Origin of the sequence: Micromonospora tulbaghiae, from assembly GCF_900091605.1 — a bacterium.
Lineage (GTDB): Bacteria > Actinomycetota > Actinomycetes > Mycobacteriales > Micromonosporaceae > Micromonospora > Micromonospora tulbaghiae.
In genome coordinates this window covers 577,798-603,146 of record NZ_FMCQ01000001.1, presented here as the reverse complement: position 1 = coordinate 603,146, position 25,349 = coordinate 577,798, and the positions used below count along the sequence as shown (strand labels likewise).

The window sequence follows — 25,349 nt, the reverse complement described above, 5'->3', positions numbered from 1 at the left end:
GGCCCTCTCGCGAACCGCTGCCGGCCGGCGCGGTCGCGGCCGAGACGGAGGATCCGTGTCCGACGACCACCAGCAGCCGGCCGTGAGCGGCGCGGGCGCACCCGCCGATCGTCCCGCGCCGCTGTCCGCCACCGACCTGCCGACGCTTCGGCGGCCTGCCGGCCCGCCGAAGAGGCCCACCGACAACCGGCCCACCGGCGTCGTCGCCGGCTGGATCACCCGGGGCGGGTCCGGGCCGTGCTACGGGCTGATGGACGAGAACGGCACGGAGTACGCGGTGTACGGCCCGAACGCCGGTGAGCTGCGCAAGGGCGATCTGGTCACGTTGCGGCTCACCGCGCGGGACCGCTCCGTCGACTGCGGACCCGGCATCCCGATGCGGATCATCGAAGAGTGACATGCGGTAGCGGCGCCCTCACGCGAACGCGGTACCCGGCTGCGCGGTTCCGGGTGACCGCCCGGAGAAATCCCTGATCCTCGTCACCTGCGGGGGCCGGTGGGTGACCGGCGGCCCTAGGCTGTGCCCCATGACCGACCAGCGCGGCGGACCCGTCGACGACTCCTGCGTCCTGCCCGAGGGGCCGTGGACGCACCGGTTCGTCGGCGCCAACGGCAGCCGGTTCCACGTCGTCGAGGCGGGCACCGGCCCGATGGTGCTCTTCCTGCACGGCTTCCCCGAACACTGGTACGCCTGGCACGAGATGCTGCCGGCGGTCGCCGACGCGGGCTTCCGCGCGGTCGCGGTCGACCTGCGCGGTTACGGCGCGAGCGACAAGCCACCCCGGGGGTACGACGGCTACACGCTCGCCGCCGACGTCGCCGGCCTGATCCGGGCACTCGGTGAGCGGTCGGCCACTGTCGTCGGCACCGGCGCGGGCGGGCTCATCGGCTGGACCGCCGCCTCCTTCCATCCGACGCTGGTCCGGCGGCTCGTGGTGCTCGGCGCGCCGCACCCGCTGCGGCTGCGGGCGGCCATCTTCGCCGACCCGCGCGGCCAGTTCGCCTCGGCCACCGCGACGCTGAAGTTCCAGCTCCCCCGCTACGAGCACGTCCTGGCCCGGGACGACGCCGCCGAGGTGGAGGAGATCCTGCGCCGGTGGGGCGGCCCGCGCTGGGTGTCCGGCCCCGACTTCGCCGACTACGCCCACTGCTGCCGGGTGGCGATGCAGATCCCGCAGGCCGCATTCTGCGCGATGGAGGGCTACCGCTGGGCGTTCCGCTCGGTGCTGCGGCTGCACGGCTACCGCTTCGTGAAGCTGATGCAGAAGCCGCTGGTCACGCCGACCCTGCAACTGCACGGCGCACTCGACCGCGCCTCGCTCCCCCGTACCGCCCAGGGCTCCGGCCGCTACGTCACCGCCCCGTACGAGTGGCGACTACTCGACGACGTGGGGCACTTCCCGCACGTGGAGGCGCGGGACGTGGTGCTCGGCGAGATCCTGCGCTGGGCGAAGTCCTGACTCAGACCCGCTGCTCGCCCAGGTCGGCCACCTCGGCCGCGGGCGCCCAGCCCTGGTAGACGCCGAAGTCGAACGCCTCCAGCCCCATCGCCTCGGCCACCGGCCAGCGCCCACCGGTGTACTCCAGCCGCAGCCAGCCCTCGTGCTCGGCCAGCACGATGAACGGCTGCCCCTGCCAGGTGCAGGTGGTCCGCACGTACGCCAGATCGTCGACCTCGGCGGCCGGCACCACCCGGACGTACCGGCCGGGGCGTACCTCGGTGAAGCCCTCGCCCGGTCCGGGCTGGTAGAGGCGGATGTCGTCCCCGTCAGGGCTGGCGTGGTACTCCCGTCCCCGCCAGCGGGCCACGTAGCCGTCCCGGGTCACGCCTCGCCCGCCTTCCGCCACAGCAGCTCGTCGGTGTCCAGGACCGCGACCAGCTTGCTGTCACCGTCCGCGCCGACCCGCCACAGCTCGGCACCGTGCGGGAGCCGGGCGCTGTCCACCTTGAACTCGGCGATCACATCGCTGCTCTCCCCCGGCGCGAAGCCGTTGCCGCGGAACGGGGGCCGCTCGATCACCCAGCCCTCCATCGCCCGCATCGCCGCCTCGTTCGGGCCGCCGTACGGGATCCGGTAGAGGCTCGGCCGGTAGGCGGGCCAGCGCAGCAGGTAGATCTCCTCGTCGTCGGGGGAGAACGGCGACCCCGGGTGGCCGAGGCCGAGCGCCCGGTACAGCTCCGCCGGGGTACGCAGGTGCCCCAGTTCCCCGGCCCGGTGCACGAATCCGGAGACCCGGTCGTAGCCACGCTCCAGGTAGTACGCGAGCTGGCTCGCCGCGATCGCCTTCTGCATGGCGACCGGCCGGTTCGCGGCGATCGTGGGCGCCTCCGTGCGCTGTCGTTCCGCCTGCTGCGGCGCGGCGGCCGGCTCCGGGTCGTCACCGAGGCCCACCTCGGCCGCCCAGTTGGCGAGCGCGAGGACCTGCTCCCCCGGGTACGTCGCGCCGACCGGGCTGCCCGGGTTGACCCGGAACGACCAGGCCACGTCCGGCCACCTGCGGATGAGCTGGACGAACTTGACCCGTACCGTCTCGACCTGACTCTCGGTGTGTTCGGCCAGGCGTTCCGGCGAGGTGTAGACCGAAACGCACCTCTCGCCGTCGACCTGATCGGCGTGCCAGACGAAGCCGGGGTCGCCCGGCCGGCTGCCGGCGACCGAGTCGGGCGCGACGGGCAGCAGCACCCGGGCCAGCAGCAGGGTGGTGAGGAAGCCGTCGGTGCTGCCGCTGCCCGCGGCGGCCAGCAGGTCCTCCTCGACGTCGTTCGCCGGTACGAATTCGGCGGGCCCGCTCGTGGTGGTCGATCCGTGGCCGGCCGGCGGACCGGCTGTCGTGGCGGGGGTCGCGGTGTCCGGTGCCGTCGACGCCGGCGTGGACAGCGCCACGGTCGGCTCGCCGCGCGCGAACAGCGACGCGGTGACCGGTTCGTCGCCGGTCGCCGGCGCGAAGAGGGACACGGTCGGCTGCTCCGCCGACACGGGGTTCGACAGCGAGACGGTCGGCTCAGCCGGTGCCGGGTCGAACAGCGGCGCGGTCGGCTCAGCCGGTACCGGATCGAACAGCGAGACCGTCGGCTCGGCCTCGGTAGGCCCGGAGAGCGGCGCGGTCGGCTCGGTCGACACCCGATCGAACAACGAGACAGTCGGCTCGGCCCCAACCGGACCGGACAGCGGCGCGGTCGACTCAGCCGATGCCCGGTCGGAGGCAGAAACTGCCGGCTCAGCCTCGACCGGGCCGGCCACCGGCGCGGGCGACTCGGTCGGTGCCGGATCGAACAACGAGACCGTCGGCTCGGCCGACGTCGACGGCGTGAACAGCGGCGCGGTGGCGTCCGCCGCGGGAGTCGGCGGCTCGAACAGCGACGTCGTGGGCTCGGATGACGACGCGAGCGACACGGTCGGCTCGGCCTCACCCAGGCCGGCCGGCGGCGCGGTCGGCCCGGTCGGCACCCGGTCGAACAACGAGACCGTAGGCTCGGCCGACGCCGACGGCGTCAACAGCGGCGCGGTGGCCTCGGCTGCCGGGGCCGGCGGCCCGAACAGCGACGTCGTGGGCTCGGATGACGACGCGAACGACACGGTCGGCTCGTCGGGCGGCGTACCCCGGTCCGTCGCGCCGGTGGCCCGGGTATGGGCCGGCGTCGGCTCGGCGGGGTTCACCGTGTCGTCGGCGGCCGGCGGGTCCGCGGAGAGCGACACGGTCGGGTCGGTGGTGCCGGCCCACGGCGTGGCCGCGCCCTCGGCCGGTTCCGCGCGCACCGGACCGACCTGCTGCGCGGACCAGAACGGCGCGGGCTCGGTCAGGTCGCGGGCCTCGATGACGGTGCCCTCGATGACGATGGGTGTGAAGTCGCGGCGTGACGCGGGCGGCGCGGAGACCGGTTCGGCGATCGACGGAGGCAGCTCCTCCACCGGCTCGTCGATCGTCTCCCACCGCGCGGTCTCGCCCTCGGCGTTGCCCGGCGCGGCCCCCCACCCGTCAGCAGTGGCCTGCCCGGCGGCGGTAGCGGATCCGGCGTCCGCCGCAGTGGCCGGTCCCGCGTGCCGCCGGGGCAGCGCCTCGGTGGCGTCCTCGGGCGGGCGGGTCGGCCGGAACGCCTGGGTCGCCTCCTCCGACCGGGGCACCGGCGACGGCTCGTCCGTCCGGGTCGGGAAGGCGTGGGTCGGGCCCTCGCGTACCGGCTCGTTCAGCGGCCGTCGGCGCGGAAACGGCTGCCCGCCGGCGAACCGGGTCGGCGGCATGGCCCGGTCGCCGGCCCGGCGCGACGGGTCCAGCGGCGACGGGCGCCGGGCCGAGCGGCCACCGGACGAGGGTTCGAAGAAGGAGCGGGACGGTGGCGGCGCGGAGGCCGCCGGCGCCTCGTCGGCAGGTGCCGCCGGGGCGGTGGCGAACGGGTCCGGCTCGTCCGGGCGGCGGCGCAGGTCGGTGAGCCAGCCGTCGAGGGCGTCCGTTTCCGCCTCGGCGCCGGAGGCGCTCCGGCTCGGGACGTCGCTGTCCGACGCCCGGCGGCGGGGCGGCACGGTGGGCAGCCGCCGGCCCAGGACCGAAGCGGCCCGCATCGGCACCGTCGGCGGCTCGTCGTTCTTCATCAGGCGCTCGTCCTTCATCAGCCGCTCGTCCCGGCCGGACGCGCCGGCGACCGGAGGCACGACCGGAGGCGGCACAGCGGGAGGCGGCACGACGGGAGGCGGAACAGCGGCCGGCGGCGGAACGACGGCAGTGGGCACCGATGCCGGCGCGACGGCAGCCGGCGGGACGGGAACGGCCGGCGGGCGGGGGGCCGCCTCGGGCACCGCGTTCCGGGCTCCCCGGGTGGCGTTCTCCACCCGTTCCAGCCGGGCGCGGGCGCCCATGGTGCGGCCGGGAAGCCGGACGTCGCCCCGGGAGAGCTGAGCCACGTACCAGGCGGGCAGGTAGCCCTCGATCGGCAGGCCGGGATTGACCGCCAACCACCACTCGGGGTTGGGCCAGCCGGCCGCCAGATCCGGGTAGGCGACGCGGCGGGTGGGCCCCGCGTTCTCCCCCAGGCTCGCGCGCAGCGCGGCGACGGAGGTGAAGGCCAGCACGTGGGTGCGGCCCCCGGAGGTCCAGGTGCCCCACCCGGCGGTCGGTCCGCTCGCGACCGGAAGCAAGAGATCGACGCGAGTCAGCGCCCGGAAGTACTGCTGCTGGTCCTGCGCGCGCAGCGCATCCCGCATCGCCACCTCGGCCTCGGTGGCCGGCTCCCATCCGGTCACGGCCACCTCTCCTTCCGCGAACAGGCCACAGGCATCGCCTACAACCTACAAGGTGGCAGCAAGATCAGGACTTCTGGCCATCGACGGTCGGCCCCGAGGTGAGCGAGCCGCTAACATCCCGTTCCGGAGCCGACACGTTACGGAGGTCGTCGATGTATCGGCCAGTCGCGTACCCCGCCGTGGCCGCCCTGGCGACGCTCCTCGCCACAGCGGTTCCGGCCGCCCCCGCGGCGGCTCGCGCGCCCGCCGGCTGCGCCTCGCCGCCCGCGCCGGCCCGGCCGGTGGCCGACCAGCCGTGGCCGCAGCAGCGGTACGCCCCGGACCGGCTCACCCCGCTCGCGACGGGAGCCGGGATCGTGGTCGCGGTCGTCGACTCTGGAGTGGACCGGTCCCACCCGCAGCTGGCCGGCCGGGTTCTCGACGGCGCCGACTTCCTCGACCGGGGCGGGGACGGCACCCGGGACTGCGCCGGCCACGGCACCGGGGTGGCGAGCATCATCGCCGCCGCGCCGCAGCCCGGCGTCGCATTCCGCGGCGTCGCGCCGGACGCACGCATCCTGCCGGTACGGGTGAGCGAGCAGCAGGTGGTCGAGGGTCGGGAGTCGGGGCGTACGGTCGACGCGGCCGGGTTCGCCCGGGCCATCCGCTGGGCCGTGGACCACGACGCCGACGTGCTGAACCTCTCGGTGGTGCTGTACACGGACGACCCGGCCGTACGAGCCGCCGTCGCCTACGCGGTGCGCCGGGACGTGGTCGTGGTGGCCGCCGCCGGGAACCTGCACGACAACGGTGATCCCCGGCCCTATCCGGCGGCGTACGACGGGGTGATCGGCGTCGGCGCGATCGGGCGGGACGGGACGCGCTCGGCGTTCTCCCAGACCGGCTCGTACGTGGACGTGGTCGCCCCGGGTAGCGAGGTGCTGATGGCGGCGCCCCGGTCGGGACACCAGCGGGCGGAGGGGACCAGCTATGCCACTCCGTTCGTCGCGGGTACGGCGGCGTTGCTGCGCCAGTACCGGCCGCGGCTGAGCGCGGACGAGGTGGCCGGTCGGATCGTGGCTGCCGCCGACCCGGCGCCGGGTCGGGACGCGGGCTACGGCGCGGGGGTGCTCAACCCGTACCGGGCGGTGACCGAGGCGGCCGGCGCGACCGATTCCCGTACCCGGCCGGGCGCGGCGCTTCCCGCCGACCGGCCCGATCCGGCCGCGCTGGCCCGCCAGTCCCGCCGGGACACGGCCCGGGACCGGGCGCTCCTGGCCGCCGCCGTCGCGGGCGGGACGGTGGCACTCGTGGCGGCGCTCGCCCTGGTGCTGCCGCGCGGTGCGCGCAGGCGATGGCGGGCGGCTGATCCGGCAGCTCCGAGATGACTGCCGGCCACGTGCGGCGCCGCGCGGCCCGGGTCACCTGCCCGGGCCGCGCGGCGTCGGTTCACTGGAACAGGTTGGCGTTGCGCTTCTCGGTGTCGAGGTAGTCGGTGGCGGAGTCCGCCACCGCGAGCTTGATGTCACGCAGCATCGCCTGGAGATCCTGGGAGGCGGCCCGCCACCGGGACTGCCGCACCTCGTACGCCTCGCGGGCCTCGCCGTTCCAGCCGGCCACCAGCGGAGCGGCGTCGCGTTCGAGCTGACCGAGCTGACTCTCCAGCGTGGACAGCGCACGTTGGATGTCGGCGCCCGCCTGTTGCAGGGCGGCGAAGTTGACGACCAGCACACCGTGCTCCATGGTTTCGATCCTTCCGGTTGTCAGAGCGGCAGCTGGATGCCGCGGTTGGTGCCCGCCACCCGGCCGGCGGCCTCGGTGTCGGAGACGTCGTACTGCCGGCCCGCGGTGCGGATCGCGGTGGCGGTCTCGCGCAGCGCCCGGTGAAGGGCGGCCTGGTCCTGCGCCCACTGCTGCTTGACCTGCGCGAACGAGCGCCCACCGGCGCCCCGCCAGGCCTGCTGCAACACCTCCAGCTCGGCCATCAGGCCGCTGAGCATGGTCTGGAGCGACTGGTCGACCTGCTCGAACTTCGCGGCGGTCTGCTGCATCACCGCGGCTTCTGCCTGGGTCTGGGACATCCCGGACGTCACCTCGTCTCCTCGGTCGTGGCTGGCCACCGTGTGACCACCGTGGACTCGTCGGCGGGGTCCGGGGCCGATGGAGGGGGAAGCCTGGCGGCGGCGGACACGCAACTCGACGTTTTCGTCGCTGACGGTAGCCGTCCGACTCCGGTTCTGCTACCCCTTCGGGCTCCCCTGTGGACAACTCGGCCATTACGATGAGCCACGGCAGCGTCACGCGGAGGCTCGGCGAGGAGGTGCGGTGACGGCGAGCACGTCCGAGCGGTCCGCGTGCGTCGCGGTCGTCGCCCCACAGTGGACGAGCCGTCCGACCGCGCGGCTGCGCGCCGGCCAGATCGTGGCGACCCAGGTCGCGGCGGCTGTGCTGATCGCGGCCGCCGGGCGGGGTGTCGTGCCGACTGCCGTCGCGCTGCTCTCGGCGGCCCTGCTGCTGCCCGCCGCGTGGGTGCGGGTGCGCGGCCGCTGGCTCCACGAATGGCTCGTCACCGCCGCCGCGTACCTGACCCGGCGGCGCGCCCTGCCGGCGGCGGCCGACCCGGCGGCGCTTCTGGAGCTGCTCCGGCCGGGCGCGGTGGTCGGCGCGACGGAGGCGTCCGGCGGGGCGGCCGTGCTGCACGACGCCGCCGGACTGACCGCGCTGCTGGAGCTGGGCGACCCGGACGACCTGCTCGGCGACCACGCGCACGAGCTGACCACGCCGTTCGACCTGCTTCCCCCGACCGGTCCGGAGGCGCCCGCGATCCGGCTGCAACTGGTGTTCTCGTCATCCCCCGCACCGGCGCCCGCTGTGGCCGGCGGTCCGGCCGGGACGTCGTACCGCCAGCTCACCGACGGGCGGCTGGCCGGGCGGGCGCGCGTGGTGCTGGCCGTCCAGGTGCTGCGCGCCGACGGCTGGCCGGATGAGGATCTGCTACGGGCACTGTCCGGCACCCTGCGCCGGCTCGTCCGCCGGCTCGGCCCGCTCACCGCACGGCCGCTCGGCGGCGACGCGGCGCTGCGGGTGATCGCCGAACTGGCCCACCACGAGCCCGGCGCCCCGGTGCGGGAGACCTGGCCGCTGCTCACCGTCGGTGGCCTCACACAGGCCACCTGGCGGCTGGGCCGGTGGCCGGATGCGCGTGGCGAGGCGGCGCGAGGGCTGGTGGGCCGGCTGCTCGCGCTGCCGGCCACCGCTACCACCGTCGCGCTCACAGTCGGCCCGCGCACCGGCACGGCGCCGGTCCCAGGCGAGCTGGCGGTACGGGTGGCGGCCGGGACCACGGCCGAGCTGTCGACGGCGGAACGCACGCTGCGCCGGGTCGCCGGTGACGCCGGCGGCGAGTTGCGCCGGCTCGACGGTGAGCACCTGGCCGGGTTGGCCGCCACGCTGCCGTTGGCGGCGAGCGCCGGGGGCGCGTTCCCGGCCGGGTCGCCTCCGCCCGCGCTGGACCTGCCCCCGGCCGCTGCCGGCCTGATGGTGGGCGCGAACCGGCACGGCGCCGCGCTCACGGTGCGCCTGTTCCGGCCGGCTACGACCCGGGTGCTGCTCGTCGGCGGCGTGCCCGCGGCGCAACTGCTCGTGCTGCGGGCGCTGGCGCTCGGCGCGCGCGTGGTGGTGCAGACCGGCCGCCCTCGGTTCTGGGAACCGTTCGTGCGGGGTGTCGGGACGGTCGGCGGCGGCGTACCGCTGCTTCCGCCCGGTCGTCCGGTCGGTGGCGCGCCCGGTTCGCCGCTGCGCCCGCTGCTGGTCGTGGTGGACGCCGGCCCGGTGCCGCCGGAGGCCGGACCGGCGGCCGCCTGGCAGTCGGTCCTGGTGGTCCGCGACGAGCTGACCCCGGCCGACACGCCCGCGCTGGCCCGCGCCGACCTGGCGATCCTCCAGCCGCTCGACCCGGACGAGGCCGCCCTCGCGGGCGCGGCGCTGGGCCTGGGCGACTCCGCGGAGTGGCTGACGCGGATCCGCGACGACATGGTGGCGGTGGTCAACCGACGGGCCCTGCGCTGGGCGCTGCTCTCGCCCACACCTGTCGAGTCGCAACTGGTCGGTCGCCCGGCCCGGCACTGACGGCCGCGCGCCGCCGCGCGACTTCCCCTGGTGGTACGGCCGTGGCACGATCCCGGCCATGGATTTCCTGAAGGGTCTTTTGATTCGCGTGGGTTCGACGGCGGTGGCGTTCTGGCTCGCCACCCTGCTCATCCCGGGCATTTCGCTCGACTCCGACTCGGCCACCGAGACGGTGATCACGCTGGTGCTCGTCGCGGTCATCTTCGGCGTGGTGAACGCGGTGCTCCAGCCGATCATCAAGACCGTGGGGTGCGGCTTCTACCTGCTGACCCTCGGCCTGATCGCGCTCGTGGTGAACGGCCTGCTCTTCCTGCTCACCAGCTGGATCGCCGGTGAGGCCGGACTGCCCTTCCACGTGGACGGGTTCTGGCCGGAGGCGGTGCTGGGCGCGCTCTTCGTCGGCATCGTCACCTGGATCCTCGGCGCCGTTCTCGACCGCGACTGACACCGGGCCCCGGCCGGCCACCGTGGCGGCCGGCCGGGGCCGCCAGGCCAGCAGTAGGGAATTGGCTGGCGAGAGGGCCGGGCGGTGGTACTAGCCTCGGCCGCGTGTTCACCCTGACCCGCGCGGACGGCTACGAGATCAGCACCGACCCGGACCGGATCGACCTGGACCTGGTGCACGTCTGGCTCGCCACCGACGCGTACTGGGCGCTGGGGCGGGAGCGGGAGACGGTGGCGCGCGCCTTCGCCGGCTCGATCGGCTTCGGCGTCTACCGGCCGGGTGACGGGCGGCAGGTGGCCGTCGCGCGGGTGGTCACCGACGGAACCACGTTCGCCTGGCTCTGCGACGTGTACGTGGACCCGGCCGAGCGGGGTCGCGGGCTGGGCACCTGGCTGGCCGGCGCGGTCCGCGACCACCTGGGCGAGCTGGGCGTACGCCGGATCCTGCTGGCCACGCTCGACGCCCACGGGGTCTACGCGAAGATCGGCTTCCGGCCGGTCGCGCCGGATCGGTGGATGGAGCTGGATCAGCGGGTGACGCCGGTCACCGATAAGGACCAGGGGAGCGATCCACCACTTACGGTGGAGCGGTGAACCAGCTCCGGCTCGGCTACCTGTACGGCGTCGGCGCGTACCTGATCTGGGGTTTCTTCCCGATCTACCTGAAGCTGCTGCGCCCGGCCGGGCCGGTGGAGATCCTCGCGCACCGGATCCTCTGGTCGGTGGCGTTCGTGGCGTTGCTGCTGGCCGCCACGCGGCACGCCGGCTTCCTGCGCAAGCTGGCCCGGCGACCCCGGGCGCTCGCCGGCATCGGGCTCGCCGCCGCGCTGATCGCTGTCAACTGGGGCACGTACATCTACGGCGTCAACTCCGACCGGGTGGTGGAGACGGCGCTCGGCTACTTCATCAACCCGCTGGTGTCGGTGCTGTTCGGCGTGCTGGTGCTGCGGGAACGGCTGCGCCGGGCACAGTGGGCGGCACTCGGCGTCGGCGCGCTCGCGGTCGCGGTACTCACCGTCGACTACGGCCGCCTGCCCTGGCTGGCGCTCACGCTGGCGTTCAGCTTCGCCGGGTACGGCCTGGTCAAGAAGCAGCTCGCGCTGCCCGCCACGGAGGGGCTGTTCGTCGAGTCGGCGGTGCTGGCGCTGCCCGCGCTGGCGTACCTGGGGTGGCTGTCGGCGCGCGGCGACTCGACGTTCGGGCACGTCTCGGCCGGGCACACCGCGCTGCTGGTGCTCGCCGGCGCCGCCACCGCGATCCCGCTGCTGCTGTTCGCCGGGGCGGCTAACCGGCTGCCGCTGTCCACTGTCGGCATGCTGCAGTACCTCGCGCCGATCCTCCAGCTCGGCTGCGGCGTGCTGATCTTCCACGAGCCGATGCCGCCGGCCCGGCTGGCCGGCTTCGCCCTGGTCTGGCTCGCCCTGGTCGTCTTCACCGCCGACGCCCTGCGCCACTCCCACCGCGCCCGCGTAGCCGCCCGCACCCCCACCCCCGTCCCCACCCCGTCTCGCTGATCTTGCACTTGCTGCCCCGGCGAAAGGGGCGAACCGCCCGCGCCGAGGGCCGATAGTGCAAGATCAACGGGGAGAGCGGGCGGGAGGGCGGGGTCAGCGGAGGTCGTAGGCCAGGACGGGGGCGTTTGTGCCTCGGAGCAACTCCAGGCGGACCAGCTCGCCCTTGGTGAAGCGGGTGACGCCGGAGAAGCGCAGGTCGTCGCCGGGCGCGGCGAGCCAGGAGCCGATCTGCTCCGTCGCGCCGTCCGGGCCGTGCGCGACCAGCCGGAACGTGTACGCCTCCCGGTGCCCGGCCCGCCTGTCGTAGCCACAGTGCATGGTGACCTCGGTGCCCCACGGCGTCTCGGTCAGCCCCACTTCGGCGTGCACCGGCACCGTCCCGGCCACCGGCCGCATGGAGGCCAGCGCCACCGGTGGCTTGGACGGCTCGGCGGACGGCTGCACGAGCGCCACCCCGACGCCCGCGAGCACCGCGAGCGCGGCGGCGGCGAGCGCTGTCAGCGCGTACCGTCGGCGGGAGCGGGACCGGTCGCGGCGCTTGCGCTCGCGCGCGGCGTCGAGCAGCGCGGGCACCCGCGACGTCTCCGGCCCGACCTCCAGGAACTGCTCCAGCCCGGCCGGGTCGAGCCGCCCCAGCAGGCCGGGCAGCACGGCGATCTCGGCCACCGCCTCCCGGCACTGCGCACACCCGGCCAGGTGCCGCTCGTAGGCGACCCGGTCCGCCGGGGCGAGAGCGCCGAGCACGTACGCCCCGTCGTCGTGCGCGAACTCGCAGCGTGTCACCCGGTCACCCCCATCTCGGCCAGCGCCAACCGTAGTGAGCGCAGCGCGTAGTGGGTACGCGACTTCACCGTGCCCGGTGGTACGCCCAGCCGCGCCGCCGCCTCCGCCACCGAACGCCCCTGGTAGAAGCACTCGACCAGCACCTCCCGGTGGGTCGGGCTGAGCCGGTTGAGCGCCTCGGCGACCGTCCACGCCTCCACCGCGCGCTCGGTCTCGTCGACCGTCTCGGCGGTCTCCGGCAGTTCGTCCGTGTACACCTCGCCGACCCGGGCCGAGCGCCGCCGCCAGGCGTCGATGGCGAGGTTCCGCGCGGTGGTGAACAGCCAGGCGCGTACCGAGCCGCGTCGCGGATCCAGCGACTCGGGGTGCCGCCAGGCGCGCAGCAGCGTCTCCTGCACGAGATCCTCGGCCCGGGGCCGATCGCCGTTGACCAGCCGCAGGGCGTGCGCGTACAGCGCGTCGGCATGCTCGTCGTGCAGCGCGCGCAGCAGTTGGGCGTCGTGGTCACTGATGGCGGTACCTCGCTTCCGGCGGCGGGGAAACCGGCGATGCGTTCGCCCTTCCATACGTGCCGTGACGCCGAACGGTTCAGCCGCAGGTCAACGCGGAGCTGTTCACGTCCGGTTCAGGTCCGGGCCGATCGCCGCTCACCGTGCCCTGGCAGCGTCCGGCGGGTGAGCGCGCGAGCCGATCACCCGCGCGCCTTCCGACATCGAAATCAGGAGGCTCCACCACATGAGCGACCGGCCTCGCCTGCTTCCGCTGCTGGGTGGCACCCGCCACGGCAGCCGCGACGCGATGACCTGTCTGTACCGGTGCGGCAACGCGTGTGACCACCCGGTGCCGAACCCGACCGACAACCCGTACTTCGGGGACGTGGTCGACACCGAGATCTCCCGGCGCGGCGTGGTCCGGGCCGGCGCGGTCGGCGCGCTGGTGCTCGGCTTCGGCGGCGCCGCCGTGGGCGCGCTCGCCGGCGCCGCGCCGGCCGCCGCCGCGCCCGCCGCCCCGCCCGTGCCCGGCGGCGGCGAGGTGTCCCCCGCCGGGGCGGGCCGCCCGGGCGGCGGCGCGCTGACGTTCAAGCCGATCCCGCCGAACAAGCTCGACACCCTCGTGGTCCCGAACGGGTACGACCACTCCGTCGTGATCCGCTGGGGCGACGAGGTCGTGCCCGGCGCGCCCGCCTTCGACCTGGGCCGGCAGACCGCCGCCGCCCAGTCCAAGCAGTTCGGCTACAACAACGACTTCGTCGGCGTGCTGCCCATCGACCGGCGGCGCGCGCTGCTCGTGGTGAACCACGAGTACACCAACGAGGACCTGATGTTTCCCGGCTTCACCGGCCAGGACGCGCTCACGGTCGAGCAGGTGCGGGTGGCGATGGCCGCGCACGGCATGTCAGTGGTGGAGCTGGAGCGGGTGGAGAACACCGGGCAGTGGCGGCCGGTACGGCGTGGCCGGCGGGAGTACAACCGCCGGGTCACGGCGCTCGCGACGAAGTTCGAGCTGACCGGCCCGGCCGCCGGCTCGGCGTGGCTGCGTACCGCCGCCGACCCGAAGGGCCGGACCGTGATCGGCACGCTCAACAACTGCGCCGGTGGCGTCACCCCGTGGGGCACGGTGCTCTCCGGCGAGGAGAACTTCAACCAGTACTTCGTCGGCGGCGACGGCGCGCCGGAGGAGCAGAAGCCGAGGCTGGCCCGGTACGGCATCCCGACCGACGTGCGTCACCCGAGCGGCAGCCGCAAGTGGGAGCGGGCGGACGAGCGGTTCGACCTGGCCCGGCACCCCAACGAGGCGAACCGGTTCGGCTGGATCGTCGAGATCGACCCGTTCGACCCGCAGGCCAAGCCGCGCAAGCACACCGCGCTGGGCCGGTTCAAGCACGAGGGCGCGAACGTCATCGTGGCGCGCAACGGCCGGGTGGTCGCGTACATGGGCGACGACGAGCGCTTCGACTACCTCTACAAGTTCGTCTCGGACAAGAAGTTCATGCCGGGGAAGTCCTCGGTGGCCCGGCGGCACAACCTGACGCTGCTGGAGTCGGGCACGCTCTACGTCGCGAAGATCGAGGGCGACAGCCCGGCCGCCGAGATCGACGGTTCCGGCACGCTCCCGGCCGACGGCGGCTTCGGCGGCCGGGGCCGCTGGATCAAGCTGGCCAGCGGCAACCGCTCGTACGTCGACGGCATGACCGCCGCGGACGTGCTCACGTTCACCCGGCTGGCCGGGGACAAGGTCGGCGCGACGAAGATGGACCGGCCCGAGGACGTCGAGCCGAGTCTGCTCACCGGCAAGGTCTACGTGGCGCTGACGAACAACAGCGACCGCGGCAAGGCCGGCAAGGCGCCCGCCGACGAGGCGAACCCGCGCAACAGCAACAAGCACGGGCAGATCCTGGAGCTGGTCGAGGACCGCGGCGACAACACCGGCGAGACCTTCACCTGGTCGCTGCCGATCGTCTGCGGCGACCCGGCCGACGCCTCCACCTACTTCGCCGGGTACGACAAGACGAAGGTCTCGCCGATCTCCTGCCCGGACAACGTCGCCTTCGACGCCACCGGCAACCTGTGGATCTCGACCGACGGCAACGCGCTCGGCAGCAACGACGGCCTGTTCGCCACGGCCGTCGAGGGTCCGGAGCGGGGCCACCTGAAGCAGTTCCTCACCGTGCCGCTCGGCGCGGAGACCTGCGGCCCGTTCATCACCGGTGACAACCGTTCGGTCTTCGTGGCGGTGCAGCACCCGGGCGAGGTCACCGGCGCATCGGTGGAGAACCCGGCCTCCACCTGGCCGGACGGCGACTTCGCCAAGCCCGGCGTGGTGGTCACCTGGCGCCTCGACGGCGGCCCGGTCGGTAGCTGACACACCCCGGGGGCGGTCCGGCGCTGGACCGCTCCGCGAGGGGCCGTCGACACACCGGGCCGGCGGCCCTTCGTCAGTTCTCCGAGGCGATCCCGTCCGCGACGGCGCGCGCGGCTCGTCAGTTCTCCGAGGCGATCCCGTCGGCGACGGCGCGCGCGGCGGTGAGCAGCTTGGCGCGGACCACCCGGGCCGAGGTCATCATCTCGCCGGCCGGCAGCGCGCACGCCAGCACCACCCGGCGCTCGATGTCCTTGTCCGGGGTGACGAGCACCGCCGCGCACGCCACGCCCTGCCGGAACTGCCCGAGTTCCAGCTGCATGCCGCGCCGGTCACCGGCGGCCAGGTCCGCCTCGAACGCCTCGACGGTGGTGAGGGTGGCTGTGGTGAACGGGCGCATGCCGTACTCGCGCAGGTAGCGGAAGCGCTGTTCGGTGGTGAGCGTGGCGAGCAGGCTCTTGCCCAGCGCGGTGGCGTGCGCGCCCTCGTCGAAGCCCGGCACCAGGTCTTCCATGTAGGGCGAGCGCGGCCCTTCGGCGGACGCGGTCACCGCCACCTGACCGCCGACGAAACGGCCGAGGTAGTGGCTCCAGCCGGTGTCGGTCGCCGCGCGGCGCAGCGCCTCGCCCACCGCCGGCGGCCCCCGGAACGCGGTGACCAGCTCGCGGTAGCGGTCGGCCACCTCCAACCCCACGATGTACGTCCCGTCCTCGCGCCGGATCACGTAGCCCTCGTACGCGAGCGTGCGCACCAGGTGGTAGGTGGTGGCGACGGTCAGCTCGCAGCGCCGGGCGATCTGCTTCACGGTGAGCCCTCTCGGCGCACGGCCGACCGACTCGAGCACTCGAAGCGCGCGAGACACACTACGGATCAGGTCCGAAGGTTCCGCCAAGGGGTCGCGCACAACCACCTCCGCCGCCGGGGACTTACACCATATGAAAAACCGGCCGAGTGCGAAATGCCTGTTCGGATGGAGGATGCCAGAAGACCGGACACAGACCGTGTGCCGACGGACACGATGAGCAGCCAAAACGTTCCGGCGTAAGGTGTGCTCGCGATGACCGAAACTGTTTCGCGAACCGACCCGCCGAAGGCCCGACACGCCGTCTCCGTGGGCGCCGGCGCCACCCTCACCACGATCGTGTGCGTCCTGCCCGTCTTCCTGGTCGGCGGTCTCGCCGTACAGCTCGCGGACGAACTCCGTTTCAGCCCGGCCGGTCTGGGCCTGGCCGTCTCGATCTACTTCGGCGTGAGCGCGCTCGCCTCGGTGCCCTCCGGCGCCCTGGTCGAGCGCTTCGGCCCGGCCCCGGTCGCCCGGGCCGCCATCCTCCTCGCTGCCGCCTCGCTGGTCGCAGTGGCCGGGCTGGCCCGGTCGTACCCGGTCCTGGTGGCGCTGCTGGCCCTCAGCGCCGCCGCCAACGCCCTCGGGCAGCTCGCCAGCAACGCCGCGCTCGCCGAGCACGTACCCGCCCACCGGCAGGGCCTCTCGTTCGGCGTGAAGCAGGCCGCCGTACCGGCCGCCACGCTGCTGGCCGGTCTGGCGGTACCCACAGTCGCGCTCACCGCCGGCTGGCGCTGGGCCTTCGTGGCTGCCGCCGTGGCCGCGCTCGCCGTGCTGCCGGCCGTACCCCGGGCCGGACAGGACCGGCGGGCCCGGACCGCCTCCGGCCGCCGCAACGGCGGCACCGGCCCGCTCGTGGTGATCGGGCTGGCCGCGACGCTCGCGGCGGCCGCGGCGAACGCCCTCGGCACGTTCCTGGTCGACTCGTCGGCGGCGCGAGGGCTCTCCCCCGGCCTGGCCGGACTGACGCTGACCCTGGGCAGCGTGGTGTGCGTGCTCGCCCGGGTGGGCCTCGGCTGGCTGGCCGACCGGCGCACCAGCGGGCACGTCGGACTGATCGCCGGGATGCTGCTGACCGGCTCGATCGGCCTGATCCTGCTCGCGGTGAGCGGCTCGGCGCCGCTGATCGCGGGCGTTGTGCTCGGCTTCGGTCTCGGCTGGGCCTGGCCCGGGCTGATGAACTTCGCCGTGGTCCGGCTCCACCCACAGGCGCCGGCCGCCGCCACCTCGATCACCCAGACCGGCGTGTACGCGGGCGGCTGCCTCGGACCGCTCGGCCTGGGCGCGCTGGCTGGCGCGGCCGGGTACCCGGCGATGTGGCTGACGGCCGCCGCGGCGATGCTCCTGGCCGCCCTGCTGATGCTGCTGGGCGCCCGCCTCCTACGCAGCCCTCTCGCCCCCGCCTGACCCCACACCTCGCGCCCGTCCCACCCCGCGCCCGGCCCGGCCCGGCCTCGGCCTCGGCCCGGCGATCATGAAGTTAGTGGTGCGACACGCCGGGGTGGGCGACCGTCAACTTCATGATCGACGGATCGACGGAGCGACGGAGCGACGGAGCGACAGGGCGCCGGGGCGCCGGAGCGGCAGGCGGGGTGCGGTGAAGGGTGGGTCAGCTGGTGCGGTCGGCGATGTAGTCGCAGAGGGACTCCAGTGCGCGACGCGCCGGACCCTCGGGAAGCGGGGCCAGCCGGGCCCGTGCGTCCTCGGCGTAGCTGCGTACCGTCTCCCGCGCGCGCTTGAGCGCCGGGGACTCCCGCAGCAGGCCCAGCGCCTCGGCGTGCAGCGTGTCGTCCACCAGCGGGCCGGTGGCCAGGATCTCGCGCAGCCGTACGCTCGCCGCGTCCGCGTCGTCGGAGGCCATCGCGTAGAGCACCGGCAGGGTGGGCACGCCCTCGCGCAGGTCGGTGCCGGGCGTCTTGCCGGACTGGACCGACTCGCTGGCGATGTCCAGCAGGTCGTCGGAGAGTTGGAACGCGACGCCGATGATCTCGCCGTACTCCGCCAGGGCCTCGACGTGCTCGGGTGACGCGCCGCCGAACATGCCGCCGAAGCGGGCCGACGTGGCGATGAGCGAGCCGGTCTTCTCGGCGATGACGTGCAGGTAGTGCGCGACCGGGTCCGTGTCGCGCGGGCCGACCGTCTCGGCGATCTGGCCGTGCACCAGCCGGGCGAACGTGCGCGCCTGCAGGCGTACGGCTTCGGGGCCCAGGTCGGCGGCGATGTCGGCGGCGCGGGCGAAGAGGTAGTCGCCGACCAGGATGGCGACGGAGTTGGTCCAGCGGGAGTTGGCGCTCGGGGCGCCACGCCGCACTGCGGCCTCGTCCATCACGTCGTCGTGGTAGAGCGTCGCCAGGTGGGTGAGTTCCATCACCACGGCGGCGGGGACGACCTGGTCGGCGTCCGGGTCACCGAACTGGGCGCCCAGCGCCACCAGCAGCGGGCGGAACCGCTTGCCGCCGGCCTCGACCAGGTGCCGGGACGCCTCGGTCACCAGCGGGTCGGCGCTGGCCACGCTCGCCCGCAGGCTCACCTCGACCCGGTCGAGCACGCCCAGCACTGAGGCTTCGACGCGCGGGTCGGCGAGGTGCAGGCCGAGCGCGCCGAACTGACCTGAACGCTCGCCAGCCGGGTTCGCCACGTCCTCAACCATGCCACACCCGTTCGACCTGCTCGTCGAGGGGGATACGCCGGGGGCCGGCACGCCACGGCGTACCGGCCCCCGGTGGGATCACCTCTGTCATCTGACGAATTCGGCGGCACCGGTCGTCAGGTCGAGCAGCGGGCCGGGCACCACGCCGAGGACCAGCGTGGCGAGCACGCCGATGACCAGCGCGGCCGAGGTGAGCGCCCCCGGCACGGTCACCGTCGGGGTGGACTCGCCCGGCTCGGAGAGCCACATCATCACCACGACCCGCAGGTACGGGAAGGCCAGCACCATGCTGGTCAGCACGCCCGCGATCACCAGCCACGCCTGGTTCGCCTCCAGGGCGGGACCGAAGACCGCGAACTTGCTGGTGAAGCCGCTGGTCAGCGGGATACCGGCGAAGGCCAGCAGGATGAACGTGAAGATCGCCGCGAAGAACGGAGAGCGGCGGCCCAACCCGGCCCAGCGGGACAGGTGGGTCGCCTCCCCGTCGGCGTCGCGCACGAGCGTCACCACTGCGAACGCGGCGAGCACCGAGAAGCCGTACGCGGCCAGGTAGAACATGGTGCCGGAGAGCCCTTCACGGCTCGGCGCCAGCACACCGACGAGCAGGTAACCGGCGTTCGCGATCGACGAGTACGCCAGCAGGCGCTTGATGTCGGTCTGGGTGACCGCCAGCACCGCGCCGACCAGCATCGTCAGCACCGCGATCGCGCCGAGCACCGGGGTGAAGTCCCAGGAGGCCCCGGCGAACGCGACGTGGAAGACGCGCAGCAGCGCCCCGAACGCGGCGACCTTGGTGCAGGCCGCCATGAAGCCGGTGATCGGGGTCGGAGCGCCCTGGTAGACGTCCGGCGTCCAGACGTGGAACGGCGCGGCGGCGGCCTTGAACAGCAGGCCGATGGCGAGCAGCGCCATGCCGGCGAACAGCAGCACCGGGCTGGACGGCGACTCGGTGACCGCGGCGTGCACGGTGGCGAAGTCGACGCCCGCCGTGCGGCCCGGGATCCCGGAGGTGAAGCCGTAGATCAGGGCGACACCGAACAGGAAGAAAGCCGAGGCGTACGCGCCGAGCATGAAGTACTTCAGCGCCGCCTCCTGGCTCAGCAGACGCCGGCGGCGGGCCAGCGCGCAGAGCAGGTAGAGCGGCAGCGAGAAGACCTCCAGCGCGACGAACATGGTCAGCAGGTCGTTCGCCGCCACGAAGATCAGCATGCCGCCGATCGCGAACGACATCAGCGGGTAGACCTCGGTGGCGCCACCGACGCCCTCGGCCTGCCGCCGGTCCTCCGCCGACTCGGCGGTGACAGCGGCGTGCGCCACGAAGGCGCCGCCCCGCTCCACCGTGCGATCGCCGACGAGCAGCAGCGCCATCACTGCGAGCACCAGGATGGCGCCCTGGAGGAACAGCGTCGGGCCGTCGATCGCGATGGCGCCGCCGATGGTGATCAGCCGGTCGTCGGCGTTGAGGATCACCATGACGATCGCGGCGAGCATCGCCACCAGGGCGAGCCCGAGTTGCACCGCGTTGCGCAGACGGCGCGGCACGAACGCCTCGACCAGGACCCCGAGCAGCGCCGCGCCCAGCATGATCAGGATGGGAGCGAGTGCCGCGTAGTCGATCGACGGCAGCCTCAGTTCACTCACTTCGCGGCCTCCTGGACGCTGCCGACCTCAGGGGCGGGATCGGACTTGCCGACGTCCTGCATGGTCGCCTGGACGGCGGGGTTGATGACATCGGTGACCGGCTTGGGATAGAAGCCGAGCAGCACGATCAGCGCGATCAGCGGCGCGACGACGACCTTCTCGCGCAGCGTGAGGTCCCGGCGCATGCCCTCGACCTCGGTCAGCGCCGGGTTCAGCGTGCCCTGCGTGGTGCGCTGCACCATCCACAGCACGTACGCCGCCGCCAGGATGATGCCGAGCGTGGCGATCACCGCGACCGGCTTGTTGACGGTGAACGTGCCGATCAGCACCAGGAACTCGGAGACGAACGGCGCGGTGCCGGGCAGCGCCAGTGAGGCGAGACCGGCGAAGAAGAGCACACCGGCGAGCACCGGCACCAGCTTGCCCGCGCCGCCGAAGTCGCTGATCAGCGCCGAGCCGCGCCGGGCGATCAGCATGCCGACCACCAGGAACAGCAGGCCGGTGGCCAGGCCGTGGTTGAGCATGTACAGCACCGCGCCGGTGCCGGCCTGGGTGGTGAACGCGAAGATGCCGACGCCGATGAACCCGAAGTGCGCGATCGAGGTGTACGACACCAGGCGCTTCAGGTCGTTCTGGCCGACCGCCAGCAGCGCGGCGTAGATGATGCCGATGACGCCGAGCGCCAACGCCCACGGCGCGAACCAGCGCGACGCCTCCGGGAACAGCGGGAGGCAGTAACGCAGGATGCCGAACGTGCCGACCTTGTCCAGCACGCCGACCAGCAGCGCGGCGGCGCCGGCCGGGGCGGCGCCACCGGCGTCCGGCAGCCAGGTGTGGAACGGGAAGAACGGCGCCTTGATCGCGAAGGCGACGAAGAACCCGAGGAACAGCCAGCGGGCCGTGTCGGTGGCGAACTCGGCCTGGCTCAGCGCCTGCCAGTCGAAGGTCTTGCCGCCGACCACCCAGAGGCCGATCACCGCGGCCAGCATGAACAGACCGCCGACCAGCGAGTAGAGGAAGAACTTCACCGCCGCGTACTGCCGCTGGTGGCCGCCGTAGCTGCCGATCAGGAAGTACATCGGCACCAGCATGACCTCGAAGAACACGTAGAACAGGAAGACGTCGGCGGCGGCGAAGACGCCGATCATCGTGCACTCGAGGACGAGCAGCAGCGCGAAGTACGCGGGCACCGAGCGCCTCGACGCCTCGGCGTCGTGCCAGGACGCCAGGATCACCAGCGGCACCAGGATCGCGATCAGCATCAGCATGACCAGCGCGATGCCGTCCACCTCGAAGGTGAAGTTCACGCCCCAGTTCGGGATCCACGGGTACGACTCGCGGAACTGGAACCGGTCACCACCGGCGGAGAAGGCGAACCACATCACCACCGACAGCACCAGCACCAGCAGCGACCAGCCGAACGCGACCAGCTTGGCCAGGTCCGGGCGGCTGCGGGGCAGCAGTGCCACCACCAGGGCGCCGACCAGCGGCGCCACGGTCAGCACCGAGAGGAACGGGAAGTTGGACATTATTCGGCCTTACCTCCGTCGTGACTGCGTGGCCCGCCGGCGGGGGCGGCCGCGTTGAGGTCGATCACGCCAGCCACCCCGCCTGCACCGCCAGGAACGCCGCCACCACGAGCAGCGCGCCGGTCAGGATCGAGGTCGCGTACGACCGCACGAAGCCGGTCTGGAGCCGCCGGAGCCGGCCCGAGCCCCCGCCCACGGCGGCGGCCAGGCCGTTGACCAGCCCGTCGACGCCCCGGTTGTCGAGGAACACCAGCGCCCGGGTGAGGAAGATGCCCGGCTTCTCGAAGACCGCCTCGTTGAAGGCGTCCGTGTAGAGGTTCCGGCGAGCGGCGGTGACCACCACGCCGGCCGGCTGCGGCTCGGTGGCCGTACCGCCCCGGAACAGGAACCAGGCCAGCCCGGCGCCCAGCACCGTGACCAGCAGCGACAGCGCGGTGAGCAGCCAGTGCGCCAGCACCGGCGCGTGCTCCCCGCTCTCGGCGCCGAGACCGTTGGTGGCGGTGAGCCAGTCCGGCACGGAGGTGGCGAGCAGGAAGCCCGCGCCGACCGAGCCGATCGCCAGCAGGATCAGCGGGATGGTCATCAGCTTCGGCGACTCGTGCGGGTGCTCGATGTCCTCGGTCCAGCGCTTCGGACCGTGGAACGTGAGCACGAACAGCCGCGTCATGTAGAACGCGGTGAGCCCGGCGCCGAGCAGCGCGGCCATGCCGAACAGCCAGGCCGTCCAGCCCTCCCGCTCGAACGCGGCCACGATGATCGGCTCCTTGGAGAAGTAGCCGGAGAACGGGAACATGCCGATGATGGCGAGCCAGCCCATCATGAACGTCAGCCAGGTGACCTTCATGTACTTGGACAGCCCGCCGAAGCGGCGGATGTCCACCTGGTCGTTCATGCCGTGCATGACCGAGCCGGCGCCGAGGAACATGTTGGCCTTGAAGAAGCCGTGCGCCAGCAGGTGCACGATGGCCAGCGCGTACGCGGCACCGCCGAGGCCGACGCCGAGGAACATGTAGCCGATCTGGCTCACGGTCGACCAGGCCAGCACGCGCTTGATGTCGTCCTTCGCCGCGCCGATGATGCAGCCCATCAGCAGGGTGAGCGCGCCGACGCTGACCACCACGAGCTGGAGCGTCTCGTTGGCCGAGAAGATCGCGTTGGAGCGGGCGATCAGGTAGACGCCCGCGGTGACCATGGTGGCCGCGTGGATGAGCGCGGACACCGGGGTCGGGCCCTCCATCGCGTCCGGCAACCACGCCTGGAGCGGGAACTGGCCGGACTTGCCGGCCGCGCCGAGCAGGAGCAGCAGGCCGAGCACCAGCACGGTGGTCGAGGTCAGCGAGCCGACCCCGTTGAACACCTCGTCGTACTGGGTGGTGCCGAGCATGGCGAACATGATGAAGATGCCGATGGCCAGGCCGGCGTCGCCGACCCGGTTCATCAGGAACGCCTTCTTGCCGGCGGTGGCCGCGCTGGGCCGGCCGTACCAGAACGAGATCAGCAGGTACGACGCCAGGCCGACGCCCTCCCAGCCGAAGTAGAGCATCACGTAGTTGTTGCCGAGCACCAGCAGGAGCATGGCGGCGACGAACAGGTTGAAGTACGCGAAGAACAGCCGCCGGCCCGCGTCGTGCGCCATGTACTCCACGGCGTAGAGGTGGATCAGGAAGCCCACCCCGGTGATCAGCAGGACGAAGACCGCGGCCAGCGGGTCGAAGAGCAGACCGAAGTCCACCCGCAGACCGCCGACCGCGATGAAGTCCCAGAGGCTCAGCTCGACCTGCTTGTTCTCCAGGCCTCGCAGCTGGAAGAAGTAGGTGAGCCCGAGCACGAAGGCGGCGCCGATGGCACCCACGCCCAGCCAGTGGCCCCAGCGGTCGGCCCGCTTGCCGAGCAGCAGCAGGATCGCCGCGCTGACCAGCGGGATCGCCACCAGCAGCCAGACACTGCCCAGCATCCCGTCCGCCGTGGCGAAGGTGACGGCTTCGGCTGGCTCAGACTGGGCGATCGTCAGAATCTGTTCCACCACGAGCCCCTCAGTACTTCAGCAGGTTGGCGTCGTCGACGCTGGCCGAGCGCCGGGTCCGGAAGATCGCCATGATGATCGCGAGCCCGACCACGACCTCGGCCGCCGCCACCACCATCACGAAGAACGCCATGATCTGGCCGTTCAGGTCGCCGTTGATCCGGCTGAACGTGACCAGGGTCAGGTTGGCCGCGTTGAGCATCAGCTCGATGCACATGAACAGCACGATCGCGTTGCGCCGGACCAGCACGCCCACGGCGCCGATGGTGAACAGCACCGCCGCGAGGATGAGGTAGTAGTCCGGGGTCATTTGTCAGTCCCCTTCGGTGCGGTCTCCTCGGCCGTCAGCTCGCGCACCGGCAGGATCTCCGGGATGCTGCGGTCGGTCAGCCGGCCGTCGGGCAGACGGGCCGGGGTGGCCACCGAGGAGGACGTGGCGTAGACACCCGGGCCGGGCTTCGGTCCGGGGTAGTTGCCGGGGCGGAACCGCGCCTTCATGGTGGCGATCTGGTCCATCCGGTCCGCCTTGCGCCGCTCCACGTGCGCCAGCACCATCGCGCCGACGGCGGCGGTGATCAGCAGCGCCGAGGTCAGCTCGAAGGCGAAGACGTACTTGGTGAACAGCAGCCGGGCGATGCCCTGCACGTTGCCCTCGCCGTTGGCCTCGTCGAGCCCGACCGCCTGGACGCCGTCGAGCGCGCGGTAGAGGCCGGTGCCCACCAGGCCGGCGAAGCCGAGCCCGAGGACCACGGCGGCGACCCGCTGGCCGCGCAGCGTCTCGATGAGCGAGTCGGACGCGTCCCGGCCGACCAGCATCAGCACGAACAGGAACAGCATCATGATCGCGCCGGTGTAGACGATGACCTGCACCATGCCGATGAACGGCCCGGCCTGGAGCACGTAGAACACGCCCAGGCAGAGCATGGTCAGCACCAGCCAGAGCGCGGAGTGGACCGCGTTGCGGGCCCACACCATGCCGACCGCGCCGAGCAGGGCCAGCGGGGCGAGGATCCAGAAGGTGACCTCCTCACCCCCGGACACCTGGCCCGCCGCGGCGAGCACCGTAGCCGAGGTCATGCCTTGCCTCCCTTGCCCGCCGCGGCAGCGGACCGCTGCTCGGTCTGCTCGGCGCCGGGGAAGGTCACGCCCGGGTGTTCCTCCACCTGGTACCGGCCCGGGCCCATCGGCGAGCGCTCGGCGCCGGCCGAGGTGCCCGGGTTGGTGAGCGCGCCGACGTAGTAGTCCTTCTCGCTGTCGCCCAGCCGCATCGGGTGCGGCGGCTGCTCCATGCCTTCGAGCAGCGGCGCGAGCAGCTGCTCCTTGGTGAAGATCAGGTCCTGCCGGTTGTCCCGGGCCAGCTCGTACTCGTTGCTCATGGTGAGCGAACGGGTCGGGCAGGCCTCGATGCAGAGCCCGCAGAAGATGCACCGGGCATAGTTGATCTGGTAGGTGCTGGCGTACCGCTCACCCGGGGAGAAGCGCTGCTCCTCGGTGTTGTCGCCACCCTCCACGTAGATCGCGTCGGCCGGGCAGGCCCAGGCGCACAGCTCGCAGCCGATGCACTTCTCCAGCCCGTCCGGGTGCCGGTTGAGGATGTGCCGCCCGTGGTAGCGCGGCGCCGAGACCGGCGGCTTGAACGGGTAGTCGGTGGTGACGACCTTCTTGAACATGTGCGAGAAGGTGACACCGAAGCCCTTGAACGTTCCGGTGATCGCGCCCAC

23 protein-coding genes are annotated in these 25,349 nt (G+C 73.1%); 9 read left to right on the top strand and 14 right to left on the bottom strand.

Annotated elements, in window-relative coordinates; translation table 11 throughout:
* Nucleotides 1-55: 55 nt before the first annotated feature.
* Together GA0070562_RS02900 and GA0070562_RS02895 are read left to right on the top strand one after the other, a co-directional pair.
* Nucleotides 56-397, top strand: a complete 342-nt coding sequence (locus GA0070562_RS02900) for a hypothetical protein (protein WP_091414566.1) — start codon at nucleotides 56-58, stop codon at nucleotides 395-397.
* 130 nt (nucleotides 398-527) lie between these two features.
* Nucleotides 528-1,460 carry an alpha/beta fold hydrolase gene (locus tag GA0070562_RS02895; protein ID WP_091414564.1) on the top strand — a complete coding sequence of 311 codons (933 nt, stop codon included), beginning with the start codon at nucleotides 528-530 and terminating at the stop codon, nucleotides 1,458-1,460.
* A 1-nt stretch (nucleotide 1,461) separates the two neighbouring features.
* On the opposite strand, the gene GA0070562_RS02890 is transcribed toward GA0070562_RS02895, so the two are convergent.
* Together GA0070562_RS02890 and GA0070562_RS02885 are read right to left on the bottom strand one after the other, a co-directional pair.
* On the bottom strand, nucleotides 1,462-1,827 hold the full coding sequence (locus tag GA0070562_RS02890) for a hypothetical protein (protein WP_091414562.1): 366 nt from the start codon (nucleotides 1,825-1,827) through the stop codon (nucleotides 1,462-1,464).
* Entirely contained in the window at nucleotides 1,824-5,237 is a 3,414-nt protein-coding gene (locus tag GA0070562_RS02885) for an SseB family protein (protein WP_091416091.1), read from the bottom strand. Before GA0070562_RS02885 ends, GA0070562_RS02890 begins: the two co-directional genes overlap by 4 nt.
* Before the next feature lie 152 nt (nucleotides 5,238-5,389).
* Here GA0070562_RS02885 and mycP point away from each other — a divergent pair, with 152 nt between their 5' ends.
* Nucleotides 5,390-6,604: a type VII secretion-associated serine protease mycosin gene (mycP, locus tag GA0070562_RS02880; protein WP_091414560.1), complete on the top strand. Its 1,215-nt coding sequence runs from the start codon at nucleotides 5,390-5,392 to the stop codon at nucleotides 6,602-6,604.
* A gap of 61 nt (nucleotides 6,605-6,665) precedes the next feature.
* Here the strand turns inward: mycP and GA0070562_RS02875 are convergent, their stop codons facing one another.
* Together GA0070562_RS02875 and GA0070562_RS02870 are read right to left on the bottom strand one after the other, a co-directional pair.
* Nucleotides 6,666-6,959, bottom strand: a complete 294-nt coding sequence (locus tag GA0070562_RS02875; protein ID WP_091414558.1) for a WXG100 family type VII secretion target — start codon at nucleotides 6,957-6,959, stop codon at nucleotides 6,666-6,668.
* Nucleotides 6,960-6,979: 20 nt separating this feature from the next.
* Entirely contained in the window at nucleotides 6,980-7,297 is a 318-nt protein-coding gene (locus GA0070562_RS02870) for a WXG100 family type VII secretion target (protein WP_091414556.1), read from the bottom strand.
* A 244-nt stretch (nucleotides 7,298-7,541) separates the two neighbouring features.
* Between GA0070562_RS02870 and eccE the strand changes: the two genes are divergently transcribed.
* The 4 genes from eccE (at nucleotide 7,542) to rarD (ending at nucleotide 11,302) form a co-directional block, all read left to right on the top strand.
* Nucleotides 7,542-9,344, top strand: a complete 1,803-nt coding sequence (gene eccE / locus GA0070562_RS02865; protein ID WP_091414554.1) for a type VII secretion protein EccE — start codon at nucleotides 7,542-7,544, stop codon at nucleotides 9,342-9,344.
* A gap of 58 nt (nucleotides 9,345-9,402) precedes the next feature.
* Complete coding sequence (locus GA0070562_RS02860) at nucleotides 9,403-9,789, top strand: phage holin family protein (RefSeq protein WP_013283623.1); 387 nt, start codon at nucleotides 9,403-9,405, stop codon at nucleotides 9,787-9,789.
* 104 nt (nucleotides 9,790-9,893) lie between these two features.
* On the top strand, nucleotides 9,894-10,382 hold the full coding sequence (locus GA0070562_RS02855) for a GNAT family N-acetyltransferase (protein ID WP_091414552.1): 489 nt from the start codon (nucleotides 9,894-9,896) through the stop codon (nucleotides 10,380-10,382).
* Nucleotides 10,379-11,302, top strand: coding sequence for an EamA family transporter RarD (gene rarD, locus GA0070562_RS02850; protein ID WP_091414549.1), 924 nt, complete (start codon nucleotides 10,379-10,381; stop codon nucleotides 11,300-11,302). The genes GA0070562_RS02855 and rarD overlap by 4 nt, the downstream gene beginning before the upstream one ends.
* A gap of 93 nt (nucleotides 11,303-11,395) precedes the next feature.
* On the opposite strand, the gene GA0070562_RS02845 is transcribed toward rarD, so the two are convergent.
* Together GA0070562_RS02845 and GA0070562_RS02840 are read right to left on the bottom strand one after the other, a co-directional pair.
* On the bottom strand, nucleotides 11,396-12,085 hold the full coding sequence (locus GA0070562_RS02845) for an anti-sigma factor family protein (protein WP_091414547.1): 690 nt from the start codon (nucleotides 12,083-12,085) through the stop codon (nucleotides 11,396-11,398).
* Nucleotides 12,082-12,651: a sigma-70 family RNA polymerase sigma factor gene (locus GA0070562_RS02840; RefSeq protein WP_013283619.1), complete on the bottom strand. Its 570-nt coding sequence runs from the start codon at nucleotides 12,649-12,651 to the stop codon at nucleotides 12,082-12,084. Before GA0070562_RS02840 ends, GA0070562_RS02845 begins: the two co-directional genes overlap by 4 nt.
* A 169-nt stretch (nucleotides 12,652-12,820) precedes the next feature.
* Between GA0070562_RS02840 and GA0070562_RS02835 the strand changes: the two genes are divergently transcribed.
* Nucleotides 12,821-14,947: a PhoX family protein gene (locus GA0070562_RS02835; RefSeq protein WP_091414545.1), complete on the top strand. Its 2,127-nt coding sequence runs from the start codon at nucleotides 12,821-12,823 to the stop codon at nucleotides 14,945-14,947.
* Between the two features lie 118 nt (nucleotides 14,948-15,065).
* Here GA0070562_RS02835 and GA0070562_RS02830 read toward each other — a convergent pair whose 3' ends face one another.
* Nucleotides 15,066-15,848, bottom strand: coding sequence for an IclR family transcriptional regulator (locus GA0070562_RS02830; RefSeq protein WP_091414544.1), 783 nt, complete (start codon nucleotides 15,846-15,848; stop codon nucleotides 15,066-15,068).
* A 153-nt stretch (nucleotides 15,849-16,001) separates the two neighbouring features.
* Between GA0070562_RS02830 and GA0070562_RS02825 the strand changes: the two genes are divergently transcribed.
* The gene (locus tag GA0070562_RS02825; protein ID WP_091416089.1) at nucleotides 16,002-17,192 is read left to right on the top strand and encodes an MFS transporter; all 1,191 of its coding nucleotides are present in this window, start codon (nucleotides 16,002-16,004) and stop codon (nucleotides 17,190-17,192) included.
* A 202-nt stretch (nucleotides 17,193-17,394) separates the two neighbouring features.
* Here GA0070562_RS02825 and GA0070562_RS02820 read toward each other — a convergent pair whose 3' ends face one another.
* The 7 genes from GA0070562_RS02820 to nuoI form a co-directional block, all read right to left on the bottom strand.
* On the bottom strand, nucleotides 17,395-18,435 hold the full coding sequence (locus tag GA0070562_RS02820) for a polyprenyl synthetase family protein (RefSeq protein WP_091414542.1): 1,041 nt from the start codon (nucleotides 18,433-18,435) through the stop codon (nucleotides 17,395-17,397).
* 87 nt (nucleotides 18,436-18,522) lie between these two features.
* Nucleotides 18,523-20,076 carry an NADH-quinone oxidoreductase subunit NuoN gene (nuoN, locus tag GA0070562_RS02815; protein ID WP_091414540.1) on the bottom strand — a complete coding sequence of 518 codons (1,554 nt, stop codon included), beginning with the start codon at nucleotides 20,074-20,076 and terminating at the stop codon, nucleotides 18,523-18,525.
* Complete coding sequence (locus GA0070562_RS02810) at nucleotides 20,073-21,605, bottom strand: NADH-quinone oxidoreductase subunit M (RefSeq protein ID WP_091414538.1); 1,533 nt, start codon at nucleotides 21,603-21,605, stop codon at nucleotides 20,073-20,075. Before GA0070562_RS02810 ends, nuoN begins: the two co-directional genes overlap by 4 nt.
* A 64-nt stretch (nucleotides 21,606-21,669) precedes the next feature.
* The gene (nuoL, locus tag GA0070562_RS02805; protein ID WP_091414536.1) at nucleotides 21,670-23,631 is read right to left on the bottom strand and encodes an NADH-quinone oxidoreductase subunit L; all 1,962 of its coding nucleotides are present in this window, start codon (nucleotides 23,629-23,631) and stop codon (nucleotides 21,670-21,672) included.
* Between the two features lie 7 nt (nucleotides 23,632-23,638).
* Complete coding sequence (nuoK, locus tag GA0070562_RS02800) at nucleotides 23,639-23,938, bottom strand: NADH-quinone oxidoreductase subunit NuoK (protein WP_013283611.1); 300 nt, start codon at nucleotides 23,936-23,938, stop codon at nucleotides 23,639-23,641.
* Nucleotides 23,935-24,705 carry an NADH-quinone oxidoreductase subunit J gene (locus GA0070562_RS02795; protein ID WP_091414534.1) on the bottom strand — a complete coding sequence of 257 codons (771 nt, stop codon included), beginning with the start codon at nucleotides 24,703-24,705 and terminating at the stop codon, nucleotides 23,935-23,937. Before GA0070562_RS02795 ends, nuoK begins: the two co-directional genes overlap by 4 nt.
* Nucleotides 24,702-25,349: an NADH-quinone oxidoreductase subunit NuoI gene (gene nuoI, locus GA0070562_RS02790; protein WP_091414531.1), complete on the bottom strand. Its 648-nt coding sequence runs from the start codon at nucleotides 25,347-25,349 to the stop codon at nucleotides 24,702-24,704. The genes GA0070562_RS02795 and nuoI overlap by 4 nt, the downstream gene beginning before the upstream one ends.